Raw genomic sequence first — 20278 nt, forward strand, 5'->3', positions numbered from 1 at the left:
AATGTATCTCTGAGTTGCCCGACGTGTCAAGTTGCTTGGTCGAACGCCGGCCGCCGCAGGCTACTTTGCATGGGGTTGTTCTCGATATTTTGGCAGCGCCCGCTGCGACGGCTCAAAACTTCATATTGCGCTAGCGCGTCACTTCACGCTCTTCACGAACTCGAAAATCTCATCCGTCAGCCGCGTGTCCGGCGTGTTGATCGCATAGACTTCGGACATATGGCTGTGCTGCGGCAGCATGAAGCTGCGGGCGCCGCCGCTCGGCCGCTTGCAGCTGGCCTGTTTCAATAGCTCGAACTGTTCGACGAAGCGCGGCGGATCGAGCTCGGCCGCGGTGATCAGGAACGGGATCGGGCTCGCGACGAGGCCTTGCAACGAGGAGCGTTCGGCGTAGCGCGAGGGATCGGAGCCGTAATAGGCGAGCTCGGCATCGCCGGCCGGCGAAGCCGTCAGATCGTAGATGCCCGACACCATGATCGCGCCGGCAAGGCCGCCGCCCTTCACCTTGTGGAATTCGCCGTGTGACACATAGCTCGCGACATGGATCGCGCCGGCCGACTGGCCCATCAGGAAGATGCGCCCGGGGTCGCCGCCGCGGCTGGTGATGTTCTCCGCGACCCACTGCACGACCGCGCCCATGTCTTCGGCGCCTGCCGGCCACGGAAAGGCCGGCGCCAGGCGATAGGTGGCATTGACGCCGACAAAGCCGCTCTGGGTGGCCCACAGCATGACGTTGTCGTAGAACGGGCTGCCGGGGGGCGCTTGCTGCCGGCAATGAAGCCGCCGCCGTGGATGTAGATCAGCACCGGCCGGGGCGCCGCTGCCGCGGTGTCCGGCGTGAAGACGTCGAGCAGATGCCGGTCGGCAGGGCCATACTTGACGTCGCGCTCGACCTTGACGCCCTGATAGGGCTCCTTCTGTTGCATCGGCGCGTAGAGCGCGGCCGTCTTGGGCATCTCGACGACGCGGCCGAGTTCCAGGAGCTTCCAGGCCAGATCTTCCGGCATAGGGCTCTCTTGGGCGAGCGCCGGCCCTGACAGCATCAGGGCCGCCGCCAAAGCCGATAGTGCCAATCTCATTCCAGGGCCCCTCGATTGCCGCAGGCGGCCGAACTTGGCCGCTGTTGCGCCGGATTCACACCGATTTCGCCGTGACGATTCGCGGCATTTGCGCTACCCACGGGCTTAACTTCGGAGTTGCAACCCCATGAGCCGCCGCGTCAAGAGACCTCTCCGCCCAGCGAGCGAGCGCGCCAAAGGCGCGCGTCCCCATCGCGGCCCGGCGGCCGAGCGGGGGCCGGCGCATCGTGCGGGCGGCAAGTCGGCAGCGGTGCGCCTTGGCGACAAGCAACGGGCGCCCAAGCCATTCGTGCCGCCCGAGCCCGAAAAGAGCGTCGCCGAACCGCCGCCGCTGCCGACCAAGGTGCAGACCGTGGTGGTGACGGCGGACGAGGACAATATGCGCGTCGACCGCTTTCTCGAGGCGCGTTTCCCCGGCCTGTCGTTTTCCCACATCCAGCGCATCGTTCGGAAGGGCGAGTTGCGCGTCAACGGCAAGCGTGCGGACAGCAAGGACCGGCTGGAAGAAGGGCAGAGCGTCCGCATTCCGCCGCTGCGGCTCGATACGCCGAAGGCGGCCGCCAGCCTGTCAGAAGCGGCCAAGAAGACCCTCCAGGATCTCAAGGACATGACCCTGTTCGAGGACGCCGACGTGATGGTGCTAAACAAGCCCGCAGGCCTGGCGGTTCAGGGCGGCTCCGGCATCACGCGCAATGTCGACGACATGCTTGAGGTGATGCGCGACGCCAAGGGCCAGAAGCCGCGGCTGGTGCATCGGCTCGACCGCGAGACCTCGGGCTGCCTGCTGATCGCCAAGACGCGCTTTGCCGCGACCGCTCTGACCGGCTCGTTCCGTCATCGTTCGGCGCGCAAGATCTACTGGGCGCTGGTCGCCGGCGTGCCGAAGCCGAAGCAGGGCCGCATCTCGACCTATCTCGCCAAGGAGGAGAGCGAGGAAGACAGCATCATGCGGATCGCAGCGCATGGCGACGAGGGCGCCAGCCACGCCGTGACCTACTACGCCGTGGTCGAGACCTCGGCGACGAAGCTCGCCTGGGTGTCGCTCAAGCCGGTGACCGGCCGCACCCATCAATTGCGCGCCCACATGGCGCATATCGATCACGCGATCGTCGGCGATCCCAAATACTTCAACAAGGAAAACTGGCAGCTGCCGGGCGGCCTGCAGAACCGGCTGCATCTGCTCGCCCGCCGCATCGTGATTCCGCACCCGCGCGGCGGCGTGATCGATGCGACAGCGCCGCTGCCGCCGCACATGCTGCAATCCTGGAATCTGCTCGGGCTCGAGGCCGACCGGTTCGACCCCATCGAGAACGCGCCCGAGGAGTGACGGCGGACGCCGCCTCCCGATATCCGTCGCGGACAGCAAGAACGATCAAAGCGGCCCAGCGCGCCGCGGCTATGTTGCCGCGCGCCGGGCACTGCCGGCATGCAACCGTCAAAGAGGCTGTCCATGACCGGGACCTGGTTACGCGTCGCGCTTTTCCTGATTGGCTCGGCTGTCGCCGCTGCGGCGGCACATGCCGAGACCGTGGTGCTGCGCGGCGGCACGCTTTACGCATCGGCCGATGCGGCTGCGTTGCCGGATGCGGCGATCGTGATCACGGACGGCGTCATCAGCGCGGTCGGCAAGTCCGGCGACGTCAAGTTGCCCTCGGATGCGCGCCTGATCGATTGCAGCGGCAAGACCATCGTTGCCGGGTTCTGGAACAGCCACGTGCATTTCACGGAGCATGTCTGGCACAACGCCGGCGAGACACCGGCCGCACCGCTGACGCAGCACATGCAGGAGATGCTGACCCGATGGGGCTTTACCACGGTCTGGGACCTCGGCTCCGATCCACGCAACACGCTGCCGCTGCGCAAACGCATCGCAGCGGGTGAGGTCGCAGGTCCCACCATCCTGCTCGCCGGCAACGTGTTTCCCAAGGGCGGTCATCCCGTCTACCTGCCGCCCGAAATTCAGCTTCCTGAAGCCGCGACGCCGGAGGAGGCGGCGAAGTGGGCGCGCGACTGGCTCGCGATGGGTGAGGACGGCATCAAGCTGTTCACCGGTGCGTTCATGGGCGACAAGCCCGTCATCAACATGGACCCGGCGATCGCCAAGGCGGCCGTCGACGTCGCGCATGCGCAGGGCAGGCCGGTGTTCGCGCATCCGCAGAACAAGATCGGCGTCGAGACGGTGATCGCAGCCGACGTCGACGTGCTGGCGCACACCACGCCCAGCGAGCGGAGCTACACGGATGACCAGCTGGCGCGGTTCAAGGCGCAGGGGACGGCGCTGATCCCGACGCTTTCGCTGTTCACGACGGTGGTTCTCGACCCCAACGTCACCAACCGTCTGGTGGCCGCGACCGTCAATCAGCTCAAGCAGTTCTCGGAGAACGGCGGCACGGTGCTGTTCGGCACCGATGTCGGCTTCACCAAGCTGTACGACACCACGCAGGAATTCCAGCTGATGCACCGCGCGCTGTCGGAACGCCAAGTGCTGGCCTCACTGACCACCAATCCGGCACGGTTCTTCAAGGCCGCGAAGAAGGGCAGGGTGGAGCAGGGTTTTGACGCCGATCTCGTGGTGCTCGACGGCGATCCGCTCAGCGACGTCGCCAATCTTGCGAAGGTGAGCATGACCATCCGTGCAGGTCACGTGATCTATCAGAAGCCGTGACAGCCGGCCGGGAACGCGCAAATCAAACGCAGCGTTGACCCGCAGCGATCCGGTTCAAAGCAATCGAATGTCCGAATCTGTTTGGCTATCCAAACGGACCGCTTTGATTTCGTCGCATGATCTTGAGCGTGAGCAGGACCGCCCCGAGTACAAGAAACAGGACGCCAACGACGGTTGTGCTCGTGGATTCGAACGTCACACCCACTGCCGTCAACAAGCAGCCAAGAACGATAGCAACCAGCCCACCAAGCTTCTTTACCAGCAGAAACTGTCCGTCGCTTGCGCGCGCCACCATGATCAACCTCACTCTGCAAGTGATGCGGTCATTCCACCATCGCCGCCTGCCGGTGTTGCCCGGACAAACGGCAGGCTCACCTCCGCACGCGATGATCGTACTCTCGAGCACCATTGATGCAAATCGCTCGTTGCTGGCAAGACGATTTCTCTTTTGATTCAATTGCGCCACGACCGATGGGGCAGCCTTGTTGACTTAGCTGTGTTGGAACGTCGCAGGGGTCGATGAAGTGGCACATTTTGCATAGCGCTGTATTTCTGCGACGCGCAACGCGTTCAGCTCATTTGTCGTAAAGTGCGCTAGACCAACACAAGCATTGCAAATGCTGCAGGAGCGGATCGTTGACTCCGTATTTTTTTTGCGCCTATTTTAGGTTGCCGACTAAACGACCTGAAACAGCAGGGTCGAAATCCGGAAGGAGAGCCAATGTGGCGACCTTCGATCGCGGAACAAGCGGAGCGGCCTTTCATCTCGACGGGGCACTTGCCCGATCCCGAGATGGTGCAGGAGCTCGTGTCTCAAGCTCATCTGCGCTTCAAGTCGAACAACGAAGGAAGCAATTCGCAGGTCTACCCGGCGCTGGCCAGAGTGCCGAGTGAGCTGTTCGGCGTCTGCGTGGCCGGTGCCAGCGGACGCGTCTACGGTGCCGGCGATATCGATTACGAATTCTCGATCATGAGTGTGTCGAAGCCATTCGTGTTCGCGCTGGTGTGCGAGGCGATCGGCCCCGAAGAGGCTCGCGCAAAATTGGGTGCCAATGCGACCGGGCTGCCGTTCAATTCGCTGGCGGCGATCGAGCACGGAGCCGGGCGCACCAACCCAATGGTGAACGCGGGTGCGATCGCGACCACAAGCCTCGTGCCGGGTCCGAGCACGGAGGAGCAATGGCGCTTCATTCATGACGGCCTTTCGCGCTTCGCGGGCCGCAAGCTCTCGCTCAACGAGGAGGTCTACGCCTCGGCATCGAAGACCAATTTTCGAAATCGAAGCATCGCCCGGTTGCTGGAGAGCTACGACCGGATCTACTGCGACGCCAGGCAAGCGACCGATCTCTACACCCGGCAGTGTTCCCTGAATGTGAGCGCCAGGGATCTCGCCGTGATGGGCGCGACGCTGGCTGATGGTGGAGTCAATCCGGTTACCCGGAAGCGGGTGGTCGATGCGGCGGTCTGCCACTATGCGTTGGCTGTGATGGTCACTGCCGGACTGTATGAAACGTCAGGTGACTGGCTGTACGACATCGGTCTGCCCGGCAAGAGCGGCATCGGTGGCGGCATCGTCGCGGTGTCTCCGGGAAAAGGTGGTTTCGGTACCTTCGGGCCGCCACTGGATGCGGCCGGCAACAGCGTGCGAGGGCAGCTCGCCGCGAAGTTCCTGTCGCAAAGACTGGGCATGGATCTGTTCGTGTCCCAACCGGACGAGTGAAACAAGATGCTCTGAGGATCGGTGGAGCTGTAGCTCGATCGATCGCAACGCCGGGCAGGTTGGAGGACACGATGGCAGCGCAAGCGATCTCGATCGGCGATATTCGGCAGGAAGAGCGTGCATCATGGGTGCCCATGATTGCGATCGCGTTCGGTCAGATGATCATGTCGTTCAACGTCGCGTCGTTGCCGGTAGCGATGGGGGGAATGGTGGCGAGCTTCGGGGTGCCGCCGACCACGGTCGCGACCGGAATCGTGGCCTACTCGATGCTGGTGGCCGGGTTCGTGATGCTTGGCGCGAAGCTCGCCCAAAGGTTCGGGGCGGTGCAGGTCTTTCGCGGTGCCGTCGTGCTTTTCCTGATATCGCAGATCGCGATGACGTTCAGCCCTACGGCTTCCGTCATGATTTCCGCTCAGGCGCTTTGCGGCGTTGCGGGCGCGGTGATCGTGCCCTCACTCGTCGCGCTGATTGCCGAGAATTATGCCGGACGGCAGCAGGCGACGGCCCTTGGGGCGCTTGGCTCGGCGCGGGCTGCCGCCGGCGTGCTGGCATTTGTCATCGGTGGGTTGCTCGGCACCTATATCGGCTGGCGCCCCGCGTTTGCAATTCTCATCGCCGCCTCGGCGATCGCTTTCGCGCTGAGTTTCCGCCTGCGGCCCGACCGCGGGCGCCCGGATGTTCGGATCGATCTGATCGGCGTCGCCCTTGCCGCGAGCGCGATCATTTTCATCAGTTTCGGATTCAATAATTTGAACGGCTGGGGAGTGATCCTGGCGACCGGTAATGCGCCGTTCGACTTACTCGGCGTGTCGCCGGCACCGATCCTGATCGTGCTCGGCATTGTACTCGGGCAGGCATTCCTGATGTGGACGCACCGGCAGCAAGCCGCAGGGAAGACACCGCTGCTGGCGTTGGAGGTGATCGACTCGCCGGAGGAGAGGTGTGCCGTCTACGCGCTGTTCGCGGTCGTGGCGCTTGAGGCTGCCCTGAACTTTACGGTGCCGCTCTACATTCAGATCGTGCAGGGACGTTCTCCGATCGCGACGGCGATCGCGATGATGCCGTTCAATCTGACCGTTTTTGTCTCAGCGATGCTGATCGTCAATCTATACGACAAACTGACGCCTCGACAGATCGGGCGCTTCGGCTTTGGTCTCTGCACCGTCGCGTTGCTATGGCTTGCGTTCGTCGTGCGCAATGACTGGAGCGAGATTCCCGTTCTGTTTGGTCTCGTGCTGTTCGGCATCGGCCAGGGCTCGCTGGTGACGCTGCTGTTCAACGTTCTCGTGACTGCCTCGCCCAAGCAATTGGCGGGGGATGTCGGGTCCTTGCGCGGAACCGCACAGAATCTGGCGGCTGCGGTTGGCACCGCGGTGGCCGGAGCTCTTCTCGTCGGTCTTTTGAGCACGATCGCGCTCGGCAGGATCGCGGCCAGTCCGGTGCTGACCAAGGAGCTTCAGAGCCAGGTCGATCTGAGCAACATCACCTTCGTCAGCAATGACCGGCTGCGCAGTGTGCTCGAGGCCACCAGCGGGACGCCGCAGCAGGTCGAGGAGGCCGTCCGGGTCAACACCGAAGCGCGCCTGCGGGCGTTGAAGATTGGATTGCTGATCATGGCCGGCCTTGCTCTGCTTGCGGTCATTCCCGCGGGGCGGCTGCCGAATTATCGGCCGGGAGAAATACCGGGCGATGAAGCGACGGGTGAGGGCGAGCGGTCGGCCTGACTGGATGTTGGGCGTTGGGCCCGCCGGGCCTTGGGATCAGGGAGGGATGACATGGCCACCTATGAGAACAGCTCCACAATGCTCCGCGGCCTGCCTGGCCCGCCACTCTGGGTGTGCGTTCTGCTCGGTTTCGTGATGATCGCCGCGGGCCTTCTGGTCTTGGGAGATGTGGTGCTTTTCACCGTGATCAGCGCCATCTTCATCGGCTGGACGGCGATCGTCGCCGGTGCGTTCGAAATCCTGCACGCGTTCTGGACCAAGGGCTGGGGCGGATTTGTGTGGCAGCTTCTGCTCGGGGTGCTCTACCTTGCATGCGGCATCGTCCTGCTGAGCCAGCCGGTGGCGAGCGCGCTGCTCCTGACCTATGCCCTCGGTCTCCTGCTTTTGGTCTCGGGGATCGTGCGCATGCTGGTCGGGATCGGCCATTGGGAGCAGTCCGGCTGGATCATGCTGGCATCCGGAATGTTTGGCGTCCTGGCAGGCCTCGTCATTCTGACCGGGTTTCCAGCAACCGGGCTGTGGGTGCTCGGTCTGCTACTGGGGATCGATCTGCTGTCGCATGGCGTGGGATGGCTGACCTATGCTTTGCAGCCTGCCGCCAGAGCGGCTCAATAGGCCGTCGAGGAGCTGCAATCAGCCTCATCAGGTCGCGCGCACAGCCAGATCAATGACGATCTCGAACGATGCCCTATCGGCGGAGAGTGGACATGTCAGGTTTGAGCAAGAGCCTCTGCGTTTCGGCATTGGTCGCGTTGATTGGAGCGAGCCCCGTTGGTTCGCCGCCGGCGCGAGCGCAGCAGGATGCCGGCGTGCTGTTCCAGAACGTCCGCATTTTTGATGGCAAGAATGGTGCGCTCTCCGGGCCGTCCAATGTGCTGGTCCGGAACAACAAGATCGAGAAGATCTCGACTGCGGCGATCACGGCTGATGCCCAGGTGATCGCCGGCGACGGACGGGTGCTGATGCCCGGTTTGATCGACGCGCATTGGCATGCGATGCTGGTGCGCCCGACGCCGGCGGCCGCGATAGCTGGCGACGTCGGCTACACAAATCTCCTTGCGGCCGCGGAGGCGACGGCCACGCTCATGCGAGGCTTCACCACCGTGCGCGACATGGGCGGGCCGGCCTTTTCCCTCAAGCGGGCGATCGACGAGGGTCTCGTCGTCGGCCCGCGCATCTACCCATCCGGTGCCATGATCACCATCACCGGCGGCCATGGCGATTTTCGGCAGCTGTCCGATCTGCCCAGAACGATCGGCGGCATGCTCAGCCGCATGGAGAGAATAGGTGGCGCCATGGTCGCGGACAGCCCGGATGAAGTTCGCGTCCGCGCGCGCGAGCAACTCATGCAGGGAGCATCTCAGGTCAAGCTCACGGCGGGCGGCGGGGTGGCGTCACCGTTCAGTCCGCTCGATGTGTCAACGTTCACCGAACCGGAGCTGCGCGCGGCGGTCGAGGCCGCCGAGAACTGGGGCACTTACGTCGCCGTACACGCCTATACGTCGGTTGCGGTCCAGCGATCGATCGCAACGGGCGTCAAGGTTATCGAGCACGGTCACCTGATGGACGACGCGTCGGCCCGCCTGATGGCGGACAAGGGAGTTTGGCTGAGCACGCAGCCCTTTCTCGATCTGTCGGGCGCCAGTGCCCTTGGACCCGCTGAGCAGGAGAAGATGCGTCAGGTCGTTGCCGGCACTGACAGGGTGTACGGCTTCGCGAAGAAGTACAAGTTGAAGACGGCATTCGGCACGGATGTCCTGTTCTCGAAGGCGCTCGCTGACCAGCAGGGCGCCATGCTGACGACGCTCACGCGATGGTATACGCCGGCCGAAGCGCTGGCGATGGCGACATCGACGAATGCCGAGTTGCTCAGTCTGTCCGGGCTTCGAAATCCATATCCTGGCAGGCTAGGCGTGGTGGAGGAAGGCGCGCTGGCCGACCTTCTGCTGGTCGATGGCAATCCGATCGAGAACATCAAACTGATCGAAGATCCGGCAAAGAACTTCCTGGTCATCATGAAGGATGGAAAGGTCTACAAGAATCTTCTTGGTGGCGACCGCAACAGGTAGACGCGGCTCTGCGCCAACACCCGTGACTGAAGCGCGAGGGCCGACATTCATTCATTGTCGCGCTGCGTCGGTCTATTTGGGAGGAAGGCGCAAGGTGGCGAGATCCGAGCCGACAATCGTCGTGCCGGTAAATCCGCCGGCTTCGGCGGCGGCGCGATAGTCACCCTCGGTGAGCGCGCCACCGGGGACCTTGTAGGGGCCGTGATGCGTTGCCCCGACTTGCGGCGCGAGGTGGGTCAGCACCAAATATTTGGCGCCCACACGCTTTGCCATGGCGCCGAGGTCGGGCGTCAGGCTTTGGCGGTAGAACACGGGCGGCGGCATGCCGCTGTCGCGCTCCGGACCCATGATGGGATGCATGGTCGAGTGCACGATCACGTCGGCGCCTTGTGCCAGCTTCTCGACTTGCGCCGACGTCGAAGTGGGGCGCGGCGGAGCGGCGCTGTCATTGCTAGCATCGCCTCCGATCACGACGCTGCCGACCGGCGTGTCGACGCGATAGGAGGCATGGCCCGCGATGTGGGTCGAGCGGATCGCGCTCACGCGGACCTCGCCCTTCAACCAGATCACCTGCGGTTCGTCCGTCGGCTCGAATGTGACGAGATGCACAAGCTCAGTAGGTCCGCCAGCCAACCGTCTCTTGTCCTCCGAAACCCGCTGCGCGATTTCGCCGGACTGAATGAAGGCGTCGCCGATATGCGCGACAAATTTGCCGCAGCTCAATGTGAAGCCGAGCGGCGAGGGCGCATCGCTGCTGCAGACGACATCGAGCTTGTCCCCGCCCGAATTCCAGTTCCAGCGCGCGAGCAGGAGGTCGACGAGGCCCTCGGTGTGATCCGAGTGCATATGCGTGAGGAAGACGGCGTCGATCTGGCCGGGTTCGATGTCCAGTTGCGACAGCCGCAGTTCGGTGCCGCGGCCTGCGTCGAACTGCAGCTTCAGCGTGCCGCAATCGGCACTGTCGTCTCCGTAGCGCACGAGTGTGCCGGCGCCCGCGACGCCATTGCGCAGGGCGGGGCCGCTCATGGTGCCGGTCAAGGTGACGAGCAGGCAGGGCGCCGATTGGGCGGGAAGCGGCAGCAGCAGCCAGATGACGGCCAGCAGGGGTGTCGGAAGAATGAAGTGCCGCATGCGGTCGGCTCCCGCGTCGTCCTAGTCTTCATCGAGACTGCCAAAGTCCGCGCCGCATCTCAACGCCCGGCCGCGCCGCATCGAGGTGTTGTGATCGCGCCACTCACCGGGCGCGTCCCTGCGCGCATGCATGCTGCTGTGGGTATGCCGGGGCGCTGCCTTGATGTGGCTCGACAATCTGCTTGCGACCAGTTTCAATAAGCCGTTCGTCGAGGCAACATGACCCGGTAGGGCACCTTACGTGCAATCATCCGCCATTAAGATCGCAATGACCGGTTGGCGGGATGCGTTGAATGCCATTGCGCAAATGGTGCCTGTGGTTGGACCGGCGTTCCTCCTGACCCTTGTATCCGAGGCACTGGGCCAACTGTTGCTGGGCTATTCATTCGCGGCTGACCTTGCGGTGTCCGAAGGTCTTTACATATCGCAAAGCCTGATGCTGGCTCCGCTTGCGATTGCCGTTCACCGTTACGTCTTGCTTGGCGAAGTGACACCGCGCTATGCGCTCAACCCGACCGATCAACGCGTCCGGCGATACTTCATCCTGGCCGTTGCGATCCAGGTTCTGTGGCTCTCGATCGCGATTTGGTTCGTGCTCGGGCATTTCATCTTTGGTGCGCCGCTGGTCCCGGGGCAACCGATTTCGCCGGGCAACGAAGGTCCGGCATTCTGGGCACTTGTCGGAGGCTTCATTGCGGTTCTCGTGACCGGCTTTATTGTAGGGACCGCGATATTGGGAATCGTCATTCTGTTTCCGGCCTTGGCTGTAGATGCGCCCGGTGCCGAGTGGCGCAACGCCCGAGACGACAGCAGGGGACATACCTACCAAATATTCTGTGCCGTCGCCCTTGGCTTGCTCCCAACTCTTCCATTCGCCGGGGTCGACGGGGTGATCCTCGCTCCCAAGGGCGCCGGTTCGTCGCCCGGGCTACCTTCAGCTTCTCAGGCCATCGGCGTTATCTTGCAGGCGGCCGAAGTGGTGCTGATCGTGGCCGTGCTCGCGTCAATCACCTCAAAACTCTATTTGGACTATGGCAGTCGACTTAACAGGGCTCCCCGAACGGCCTGATGATGGTTCGTGCGCTTTGCTGGCCGAAGGTCAGAAGGCGTACTCTGACCGGCCGGTGAAGGGTTAGAGCGTCAGCTTGTAGCCGACATGGCTGCCGACGAATCCTAATCGTTCATAGAAGCGGTGTGCGTCGGGGCGCGCCCTGTCGGTGGTGAGCTGCACGAGATCGCAGCCTCTCGCCTTGCATTGCGCGATCGCCCATTCGAACATCTGTTGCCCGACGCCGGAGCTGCGGTGCGTCTCGGCAATTCGGACCGCCTCGATCTGCCCCCGCCAGGCGCCCAGCCGTGCGATTCCGGGAATGAAGCTGAGTTGAAGGGTCCCGATCATCTCGTCGTCGAGGGTTGCCACGACCAACAATTGGTTGGGATCGGCGAGGATGGCCTCGAATGCGTCGACATAGCGTGGGTTCGGCGGCGAGCTCGCATCCTCGCGCTGCTGCCCCAGCACGTCGTTGGCGAGGAGCGCGATGATTGCCGGAAGATCGGCGGGTTGAGCCTTGCGGAAAGCGACTGGCGTCATTGAACGAGATTCCATGGAGACGAACGGTAGCGTCAGACACGCTTTGCGCCGTGCTGAGGGCAAGTTCAAGGGCCACCGAGGCACGGTGGGGCGTAGCCCGGATGAGCGAAGCGATATCCGGGGCCACGAGCTCCCGCATATCGCTGGCGCTCATGCGGGCTACAAGGTCGATTGACCTGGTCCGAAACGAAATCCGCCGGCCTTTCGGCCGGCGGATTGTTGTCTCGCTAGGTGCAGTCGTCAGTGGTCCCAGCCACCGTCATGATCCCAGCCGCCGCCATGATGATGGCCGCCGTCGTCGAAGTCGAAGAAGTCGAACAGATCGCTGAGCGCCGGGCTGTTGACCGGAACATAGGGATTGCCGGGCGCCGCAACCGGGTTCGGGAAGTTGTCGCGGCTGCGATTCGTGATCGGCTCCAGGCGCCAATTCCGCTCGATGAATTTGATGATCGAGACGTGATCGGCATATTCATGCGAGATGTGGCCGTGCCGCGCGAACGGCGACACCACGATCAGCGGAATACGGGTGCCGTCGCCGAAATAGTCGAGCGGCTGCACATAGCCGGAGTCGAAGTAGCCGCCGCCTTCGTCGAAGGTGATGAAGATCGCGGTGTCCTTCGCATAGTCCGAGGCCTGGACCTGGTCGATGATCTTCTTGGCGAAGCCTTCGAACAGATTGAGCTTGGAGGACGACGGGTGACCGTCGGTGAAGCCGCTCGGCTTGACGATGGAGACCGCCGGCAGCGAGTGCTTGGAGAGGTCGGAGTAGAGATCAACCGAGTCCTTGATATGGGCTGCGACCTGGTCCGGGTGCGACATGATCGAGGTGTCGTACTGGAACGGATTGCAGATGTTGCAGTACTCGTCGGCGGTCGGACCGGCCACGCCCCAGTTGAGCTGGTAGGGATCGTTGACGTAGTTGTTCCACTGGTCGCCGTAATACTTCCAGGAGATGTTCCGCTCGTTCAGGCTGTCGCCGATGCTCTTGCGGGTCGACGGCGGGATGGTGAACGGGGTGTTGGACGGGTTGGTGTCGGTGTAGGCGTTCTTGCCGTTGCCGAAGTAACCCGGATTGTAGTTGTTCAAGAGATAATAGTGGCCGGGTTCGCAATTCGCGTTGATCCGGATCCCCTTCAGATAGTCCAGGATCGGCTTGACGCCGGGCTGGGTCGGATCCGAGCAATCGCTGTAGGAGCCGCCGCCGGACACCGGGCTGGTCTGGAAGGGCGGCGGGAAGCCGCCATTGCCGCCGGCGCCGTAGCCGTCCTCGGTGTACCAGTTGTTGGTGCCGGACGCCGGGTTCGGATTCTCGATTTGATGCACGATGCCGGCGTCGGGCGTACCGCCGAACACCTGCGTGCCGTTCGGCGGTACGGCGGCGTTGCCGTAGGTGTCGCTGAAGTAGAGCATGTCGGCATGGCCGAACATGATGTGGTTGGCACCGGTGCCGCCATTGACGGACTGGTGGAAGTTGTCGCTCATCGCGTATTTCTGCGCGAGCGAGGTGAAGTAGGGCACGTCACCCTTCTGCACGTTGTAGAAGCCGAGCGCCGTCGAACCTTCACCCGTGGTCGTTGCCGTCGGCGCGTATTCCGTGGAGAAGTTCGAGGGCTGCGCCGCACCGTTGGCGCCGGCGCCGACGGTGACTTCGACCCAGGCGAACAGATTGCCGCCGCAGCCCGACGGATTGTCGCGGCTGGCGGCCGAGTGGTTGCAGTTCAGCTGCTGCCACATCTGGTAGAAGCGATGCACCGGGCTTGCCGAATAGGAATCGTAGGGCATCGCGTCGGTGTTGGTGAGCTGGAACGGGCCGGCCGGCAGCGCGCTGACATTGGTGATGCGCTGGTCGGGGGTCTGCGAGCTCTGACCGGTGCCGCCGCTCAGGAGGAACTGGTAGTACTCGGACGGCAGGCCGGATTCCGACTGCTGCGCCAGCGCAAGCGACGCTTCGCAGGTGGTGATCGGCGAGCTGCCGCATTTGTTCGGGATGTAGGAGACCTTGGGGCCGCCGACCAGCGGAGCCGGCAATTGATCCTTGGGGAAGTTCTGCTTCGGCGGGCTCAGCAGGAACGCGTCGTTCAGGCCGGTATCGGTCGCTGCCTGCTGATGCGCCTTTTCGAAGTTCGGCCCGGGGATGGCGTTCTTGTTGTGATCGAGCTTGACGATGCCCTGCGAGAGCAGGTTGAACACGCTCTCCTCGCGCCGCTCAGGCACGTAGGTGGCGAACACGTGGTCGAAGCTGCGGTTCTCACCGATGATGACGATCACATGCTTGATCGGCGACCGCGTCTCGTGTCCACCGTGATGATTCCAGTCCTCTGCCAGCACCGGGCCGGCGGTGAACTGGCCCAACGCAAGTGCGCTGAGGGTGAGGCGGCAACCTTGCAGCCAACGTGACCTGTGCTTGTCGCGCATTAAAGCTCTCCTTTTTGCAGACTAAGTGGCTTGGTGGAACTGGCAGTGTCTCGCGGCACGACCCTGATGCGTCCCATCATGCCGCCGTCCTCATGCTCGAGAACGTGGCAGTGGTAGACGAAGGTGCCGACGATGTTGGGATCGCGAAAATCCATGCGCAGGCGCACGCTCGGATATTTCAGCATCCGGCCGTTGTAGTAGGGGACGTTGACGGTATCGCGCAGGAACGGCTCGTTGACGGCGACGCCGGACCAGTCGAGCAGCTGGAAGTGCAGCTGATGGATGTGGAAATCATGCAGCTCCATCGAGCGGTTCTCGATGATCCAGTCCTCGACGTCGCCCTGTCTCACGGTGATGTCGGGAATGTCCGATTGCGGATCGAACGGCTTCGGCGTCTCGCCGTCGAGCGTCATGAAGAATTTGGTCGGGCTGTTCGGATCGTTCGGGTTCTCCGGCTGCTCGGAGAAGAACAGCTTCCGGATGCGCACCGGTGCGACGTTGCCGACCCACGGCCGCTCCGGACGCGGTAGCGGCTCGGCGTGAGCCGGCAACGCGGCCTGCGGCTCGCTTGCATCGACTGAGGACGTGATTGCCACCAGGGCGCGGTTGGGATCGTTCTCGCCGGCGGGCCCGGTGTCGACCGCGCGCGTCACCAGCAGGGCCGAGCTGCCAGCCGGCGGGCCCTCGACGATGAATTCGGCACGCGAGCCCGGCGGCAGGCCGATATGGTTGACCCATTGCACTGACGGCGAGGGGCTGCCCTGGAATTGCAGCGGCACGCCGTCGAGCCCGACGATCCCGATCTGCTGCGGTGTGCGGCCGACCAGCAGCGCGAGGTTGAGATAGGTGATCGCGGACGCGTTCAGCACCCGCCAGAGCTGCCGCTCACCCGGCTTCATCGTCAGCGTCGCCGGCGGATAATTCGGATAGGGTACCGGCACGAAGTTGACGGAGAGGTCCTTCGACGGTTTGCCGAAGCCGGTGCCGGAGTTGGCGACGTCGCCGTCATTGTCGAGCTGGCTCTTGGTCATCACCGGCTCGGATTTCGACGGCGGCGCGTCGGGATTGACGAGATCCTGGTCGCGGATCACGAGCACGCGCTCGGGGAGGCCAGCGAGCTGTGGATCGGCGCGCTCGATGCCTTCGATGATGATGGCGCCCGAGGCGCCGCCGAGCACCTGCGTCTTGCTGAAGCCGTGCAGATGCGGGTGATACCAATAGAGACCGGGCGGCGCGTCGTCCGGGATGCGCAAGCGGTATTCGAACGGCGCGTCGTCGGGCTGGATCGAGGTCTTCAGCACGTCATCCTGATGGCAGACCGGCGGCACCGTCAGCCCGTGAAAGTGCAGATTGGTCGAGATCGGCGTCATCGCGCCGCTCTCGCAAATGTCGGCTTGCTTTCGCGTCGTGCAGATCGGCGCACCGGCGAGCGGGCGGTCGATCGCAGGCGTTGCCGTATCGAGATCGACGAGGTCGTTCTTGAAATGGATGACCAGCTGATCGCCCGGCCTCACGCGCAGGGTCGGCGACGGCCTGCCGTCCGGCGTCAGATAGCAATAGCGGCTCGTGCCATCCGGCAGCTTCTGATCGTGGATGCTGAGGTCGGTTTCGAGCACGCCATCGCGGCTGCGCAATTCGGCGGGTTCCTCGATCGCACTTCCGGGCTCAGGCCGCGCGCAAACGTCCTGTTGCGTGCGCGGCGCATTCTGCAAGCCCGTTGCGCCGAGCCACGCCATTGCGCCGCTCGCAGCAAGCCCGAGGCAAGCCGCGACGATGACACAACAAACGGTCGAAAGTCGTCGTGCCACGCCGCCCCGCCAATACGTCGACATAGGCGCGCAAGCGCGCACGGACGCCACGCGTGACGTCGGTCCACGTCTTGCGACCGCGATGGTCGACAAATGCTTCTGTTTGGTGTCGGAACGCTAGCCGCGCGTTGTTGCCGAAATCTGGCAGGTTTTTAACACGCGGATGACAGCATCTTGCGGCACTTCGACGCAGAAATGCGCGCGCCGTTCAAACCTGCTGTGCGATCAATCGGATGCGCCATTCGCGGATCGCATTGCGGAGAAAGCAGGACGCGCAGGCAGCCGTCAGATATTTTTTCGGTGTCACCGATCTTGTCATGTGCAAGCGCGTCGGCAACGAACAGGTTCCAGCGAGCGGCCTCGTGGCTTCGAGGCCGCAATCTCGCGCTATCCTGCGACGGCCGTCGGCAGGAATTTGGCGTCTTGCTCGACAGGCTCGCTCAACTCGTTCTCCCATTTTGCAACGACGGCGGTTGCGACGCCGTTTCCGATGACATTGGTCATCGTCCGCCCCATGTCCAGAAAGGCGTCGATTCCGATCAGCAGGACAAGGCCGCCCGCCGGCAGGCCAAAGGTGGGCAGGGTCGCAGCGGCAACCACGAGCGATGCGCGCGGCACGCCGGCGATGCCCTTGCTGGTGATCATCAGAAGCAGCAGCATCGCGATCTGGGTCGTGATCGGCATCTCGATGTTGAAGGCTTGCGCGACGAACAGCGCGGCGAAGGTCTGGTACATCATCGAACCGTCGAGGTTGAACGAATAGCCGAGCGGCAGGACAAAGCCGGTGATCCGCTCCGAAACGCCGAACTTCATCAGCTGCTCGATCATCTTCGGGAAGGCTGCCTCGCTGCTTGACGTCGAGAAGGCGATCATCATCGGCTGCCGGAGCAGGCGAAGCAGGTTCCGGATCGTGCCGCCGAGCACGACGCTGCCCGCGCCGATGATGATCGCCCAGAGCACCGCCAGTCCGAAGTAGAAGGCGCTGACGAACTTTCCATAGGTGACGAGAACCCCAAGCCCCTGCGTGGTGATGACCGCGGCCATCGCTGCGAACACGCCGACCGGGGCAAAGCGCATGACGTAGTCGGTGAACTTCAGCATCACAGGAACGATCTGATCGATCGACCGCGCGATGTCGGGGGCCAGCGTGCCCTTCACGGCGCTGAGCGCAAAGCCGAAGAACATCGCGAAGACGAGGATTTGCAGCACTTCGTTTCCGGCCATCGCTTGCACGACGCTGATGGGGAAGACATGCGCGGCGAAGTCCTTGACGTTCAGGCTGCTGGTCTGGACATTGGCCGTGGCGTTGGCGTCGGGGAGCGCGAGACCAAGGCCGTGCCCGGGCTGCAGCAGGTTCGCGAGCACGAGCCCGACCGACAGCGACGCCACCGACGCGGTGATGAACCAGGCCAGCGATTTGACGGCGACGCGCCCCACAGCACCGCCGCTCGCGCCGAGGCTGGAGATTCCCGAGACGATGGTCGCGAACACCAGCGGCGCGATGATCATCTTGATCATCCGCAGGAAAATATCCGACACAACTGTGAAATAGCCGGCGATCGCCTTGGCTTGTTCCGGGCTCGCGAGAACGTTGCACGCGTAACCCACGGCGATACCGAGCAACAGGCTCACCATGATGTATGTGGTCAGCTTGTTCGGGGTCTGGGTTCTGCTGCCTGCCTGCATGACGTGATCCTTCGCCACCGGAGAGTTGCAACGTCCGAGCTGTGGCGCGCCTTCCGGCGTCTCGGAGTGCTGCTAAACAATACGGAGAGCCGGTCCGGCTATCCGAGCTTTGACAGGACGGCCGTGCGGGCCCGGGTTGACGGTGCGTTGCGGGCTCGGATGGCCTCGATCAGGCGGTCGATGTCTTCAATGGTGTTGAACATGCCGAGCGACACGCGGATGCCGTCGCGCTCCGGCGAGATGCGGATGCCGTTCTGCGTGAAGTAGTCCAGCCAGTCGGCAGCAGGCAAGGCGATGACGTAGATGTGCGGCGCGCGATGCTGGCGCTCTCGCGGCCCGACCAGGCCGATATCAAGCCGATCGAGGCGGTCGATCAGGTAATCGCCGAGGTCGAAGCAGTGTTGCTGGATTTTCTCAATCCCGATCTGATTGATGAAGTCGATCGCCGCGCCGAGCGCCTGGATTGCCGGAAGGTTGAAATTGCCGAGCTCGAAGCGGCCCGCGGTCGCGGGCAGGGCCACGTTGTCCGGTCTGGCGATGAAGTCGAGCGGCGGTTCTGCAAGACTTGCCGCCGCGAGGTAGGCCGGCTCCAGCTCGGTCCGCGTCGCATCCCAGTACAGAAGACCGAGCCCCTGTGGCACGAGCAGGCCCTTATGCGTGCCGGAACCGATGAACGTGGCCTTGATGGCCTTGGCGTCGATCGGTACCACGCCGATGCCCTGCATCGCGTCTACGACAAAGTAGAGCGAATGCTGCGCGCAGAGTTCGCCGACGCTCGCCACGTCGAAACGGTGGCCGGCATGGAAGGTGACGTGAGACATGGAGATTGCCCGCGTCCGTTCGTCGATATGCGGCCGGAAGCTTTCCGCATCCACCACGTCAGTCATGGGGATGAAGACGATCTCGACGCCCTTCTTCCGCAGATTGAGGAAGGCATAGGCGTTATTGGGATGATCGCCGTGGATCATCAGAACCTTGTCGCCGGCGCGAAGCGGCAGCGCGTTGGCGGCGATGTTCATGCTCTCGGAGGTGTTCTTGGTGAACGCGATTTCGTGCGGCTCGACCCCGAGGAAATCAGCGACTTTCGCACGGGTCTCTTCGAGGCGGTTCAGCCAGATCTGCTTCGGGCCGGCGTTTTCGAAGCTTTCCCATAGGAAGCGTTCGTAGGCTTCCTTCACTGGACGGGAGAGAGGCGTTTGAAAGCCGCTGTCGAGGTACACCACGTGCTCCGTGGCCGGGAAGGCCTTGCGAACGGTTGCAACGTCGTAGTGCTGGCGCATGATCACTCCGGTGGCTCAGGCGTGGGCTTTGGGCACGGCAAAACGTTCCGCCGGATCGGCTGGCGGCGTCGATCAGTTCTGGTGTCGGCATGCGGACTTGGAGCGAGCTGCCTCAATCATGGTCAGCTCAATCATCTGCCCCGAGAATACACAGGATTTGTGCGAGATCGAGATTAAATCCGGAAAACGAGAGTATTCATTCCGAAAAATGAGAATCTTCGAATTCGTCTTCATATTCCTGTAGAATGGTTTCGGACAACAGCGCCGCCGCCTCCTGCAATGGAGCGATGAAGGCGTCGAGGCCTGCGAAACCGACACGCGCCGCAGGCACAGATACGCCGAGGCATGCGATCAGATCGCCGGCCGGCGAGACGATCGGCACCGCGCAACCTACGACACCCCGGACGAATTCCTCGTTGGTCTTCGCCCAGCCTCTGCGCCGGGTCTCCTCGAGCAAGGCCAGCAATTCGTCGGGGTCGGCGATCGTGGTCGGCGTGTACCGGACGAGGGCGAGTGACCTGACCAGCCGCTCGCGGACCTTCGCGGGCAGCCGGCTCATGTAGATCTTGCCCGTCGACGTGCAATGCAGCGGTGCCGCTTCGCCTGGATTGAACTGCAACGCCTGCTGTTGCTTGGAACGGACGCTGTCGACGTAGACCACGACGTTGTCGCGGACGACGCCGATCTCGCACTGCTCGCCGATGCGGTCGGCCACTGCACTCAGCACAGCATGCCGGCGCACGGAGCGAAACGCTGCCCCAATCGTCTTGGCGGCGAGCGTCACCAACTTGCTTCCGACCACATAGCGCTTGGTGCCGAGCGCCTTCTGGATCAGGCCTCGGGCTTCGAGATTGCCGATCAGCCGATGCGCAGTCGGAAGTGGAAGGGAAAGCGCGGCGGCGATCTCGGCGGCCGACAGAGCCTTCTTCTGTTCGGCAACGAAGACCAGGATCGCGATGGCCCGATCCAGCGGCCCGTCATTGGAGCTGTCAGGTTCGTTGGCCACGATCCATTCCTCGGTGTCGATGTCGCCCGCCAGCTTTACAACAAAGCAAGCGGAAAGGCTCCTTTCGGATCGCGATGCAGGCCTCGATATGAGGATCGCTGTGG

16 protein-coding genes are annotated in these 20278 nt (G+C 63.3%); 8 read left to right on the forward strand and 8 right to left on the reverse strand.

The features are described 5' to 3' along the window. Nucleotides 1-138: 138 nt before the first annotated feature. Nucleotides 139-729 (reverse strand): alpha/beta hydrolase, encoded by a 591-nt coding sequence (locus BraRD5C2_RS05810; RefSeq protein WP_223967357.1) that lies wholly within the window; start codon nucleotides 727-729, stop codon nucleotides 139-141. Nucleotides 730-1206: 477 nt separating this feature from the next. On the opposite strand from BraRD5C2_RS05810, the gene BraRD5C2_RS05815 reads away from it, so the two are divergent. From BraRD5C2_RS05815 to BraRD5C2_RS05845, 7 genes are all read left to right on the forward strand, one after another. Then, complete coding sequence (locus BraRD5C2_RS05815; RefSeq protein WP_223967358.1) at nucleotides 1207-2406, forward strand: RluA family pseudouridine synthase; 1200 nt, start codon at nucleotides 1207-1209, stop codon at nucleotides 2404-2406. Nucleotides 2407-2529: 123 nt separating this feature from the next. Beyond that, nucleotides 2530-3744 carry an amidohydrolase family protein gene (locus BraRD5C2_RS05820; protein WP_223967359.1) on the forward strand — a complete coding sequence of 405 codons (1215 nt, stop codon included), beginning with the start codon at nucleotides 2530-2532 and terminating at the stop codon, nucleotides 3742-3744. A gap of 67 nt (nucleotides 3745-3811) precedes the next feature. Next, complete coding sequence (locus tag BraRD5C2_RS05825) at nucleotides 3812-4156, forward strand: hypothetical protein (RefSeq protein WP_223967360.1); 345 nt, start codon at nucleotides 3812-3814, stop codon at nucleotides 4154-4156. Nucleotides 4157-4465: 309 nt separating this feature from the next. Continuing rightward, nucleotides 4466-5464 (forward strand): glutaminase A, encoded by a 999-nt coding sequence (glsA, locus tag BraRD5C2_RS05830; protein WP_223967361.1) that lies wholly within the window; start codon nucleotides 4466-4468, stop codon nucleotides 5462-5464. Nucleotides 5465-5535: 71 nt separating this feature from the next. Further along, nucleotides 5536-7188, forward strand: a complete 1653-nt coding sequence (locus tag BraRD5C2_RS05835) for an MFS transporter (protein ID WP_223967362.1) — start codon at nucleotides 5536-5538, stop codon at nucleotides 7186-7188. Between the two features lie 51 nt (nucleotides 7189-7239). Next, complete coding sequence (locus BraRD5C2_RS05840) at nucleotides 7240-7803, forward strand: HdeD family acid-resistance protein (RefSeq protein WP_223967363.1); 564 nt, start codon at nucleotides 7240-7242, stop codon at nucleotides 7801-7803. A 92-nt stretch (nucleotides 7804-7895) separates the two neighbouring features. Then, nucleotides 7896-9257, forward strand: coding sequence for a metal-dependent hydrolase family protein (locus tag BraRD5C2_RS05845; RefSeq protein ID WP_223967364.1), 1362 nt, complete (start codon nucleotides 7896-7898; stop codon nucleotides 9255-9257). 72 nt (nucleotides 9258-9329) lie between these two features. On the opposite strand, the gene BraRD5C2_RS05850 is transcribed toward BraRD5C2_RS05845, so the two are convergent. After that, the gene (locus BraRD5C2_RS05850; RefSeq protein ID WP_223967365.1) at nucleotides 9330-10388 is read right to left on the reverse strand and encodes an MBL fold metallo-hydrolase; all 1059 of its coding nucleotides are present in this window, start codon (nucleotides 10386-10388) and stop codon (nucleotides 9330-9332) included. Nucleotides 10389-10629: 241 nt separating this feature from the next. On the opposite strand from BraRD5C2_RS05850, the gene BraRD5C2_RS05855 reads away from it, so the two are divergent. After that, nucleotides 10630-11457 (forward strand): hypothetical protein, encoded by an 828-nt coding sequence (locus BraRD5C2_RS05855; protein ID WP_223967366.1) that lies wholly within the window; start codon nucleotides 10630-10632, stop codon nucleotides 11455-11457. Between the two features lie 63 nt (nucleotides 11458-11520). On the opposite strand, the gene BraRD5C2_RS05860 is transcribed toward BraRD5C2_RS05855, so the two are convergent. The 6 genes from BraRD5C2_RS05860 to BraRD5C2_RS05885 all read right to left on the reverse strand — a co-directional run bounded on the left by BraRD5C2_RS05860 (nucleotide 11521) and on the right by BraRD5C2_RS05885 (nucleotide 20174). After that, nucleotides 11521-11979 carry a GNAT family N-acetyltransferase gene (locus BraRD5C2_RS05860; RefSeq protein ID WP_223967367.1) on the reverse strand — a complete coding sequence of 153 codons (459 nt, stop codon included), beginning with the start codon at nucleotides 11977-11979 and terminating at the stop codon, nucleotides 11521-11523. A 240-nt stretch (nucleotides 11980-12219) separates the two neighbouring features. After that, nucleotides 12220-14394 (reverse strand): alkaline phosphatase family protein, encoded by a 2175-nt coding sequence (locus BraRD5C2_RS05865; RefSeq protein WP_223967368.1) that lies wholly within the window; start codon nucleotides 14392-14394, stop codon nucleotides 12220-12222. After that, a complete protein-coding gene (locus BraRD5C2_RS05870; protein WP_223967369.1) occupies nucleotides 14394-16130 on the reverse strand; it encodes a multicopper oxidase family protein in 1737 nt (578 codons plus the stop codon). The genes BraRD5C2_RS05865 and BraRD5C2_RS05870 overlap by 1 nt, the downstream gene beginning before the upstream one ends. Nucleotides 16131-16589: 459 nt before the next feature. Beyond that, on the reverse strand, nucleotides 16590-17888 hold the full coding sequence (locus tag BraRD5C2_RS05875; RefSeq protein WP_223967370.1) for a dicarboxylate/amino acid:cation symporter: 1299 nt from the start codon (nucleotides 17886-17888) through the stop codon (nucleotides 16590-16592). Nucleotides 17889-17986: 98 nt separating this feature from the next. Further along, on the reverse strand, nucleotides 17987-19168 hold the full coding sequence (locus tag BraRD5C2_RS05880; RefSeq protein ID WP_223967371.1) for an aminotransferase class V-fold PLP-dependent enzyme: 1182 nt from the start codon (nucleotides 19166-19168) through the stop codon (nucleotides 17987-17989). A gap of 196 nt (nucleotides 19169-19364) precedes the next feature. Then, a complete protein-coding gene (locus BraRD5C2_RS05885; RefSeq protein WP_223967372.1) occupies nucleotides 19365-20174 on the reverse strand; it encodes an IclR family transcriptional regulator in 810 nt (269 codons plus the stop codon). Nucleotides 20175-20278: the final 104 nt, after the last annotated feature.

Source organism: Bradyrhizobium sp. RD5-C2 (assembly GCF_019972155.1).
Classification (GTDB): Bacteria; Pseudomonadota; Alphaproteobacteria; order Rhizobiales; family Xanthobacteraceae; genus Bradyrhizobium.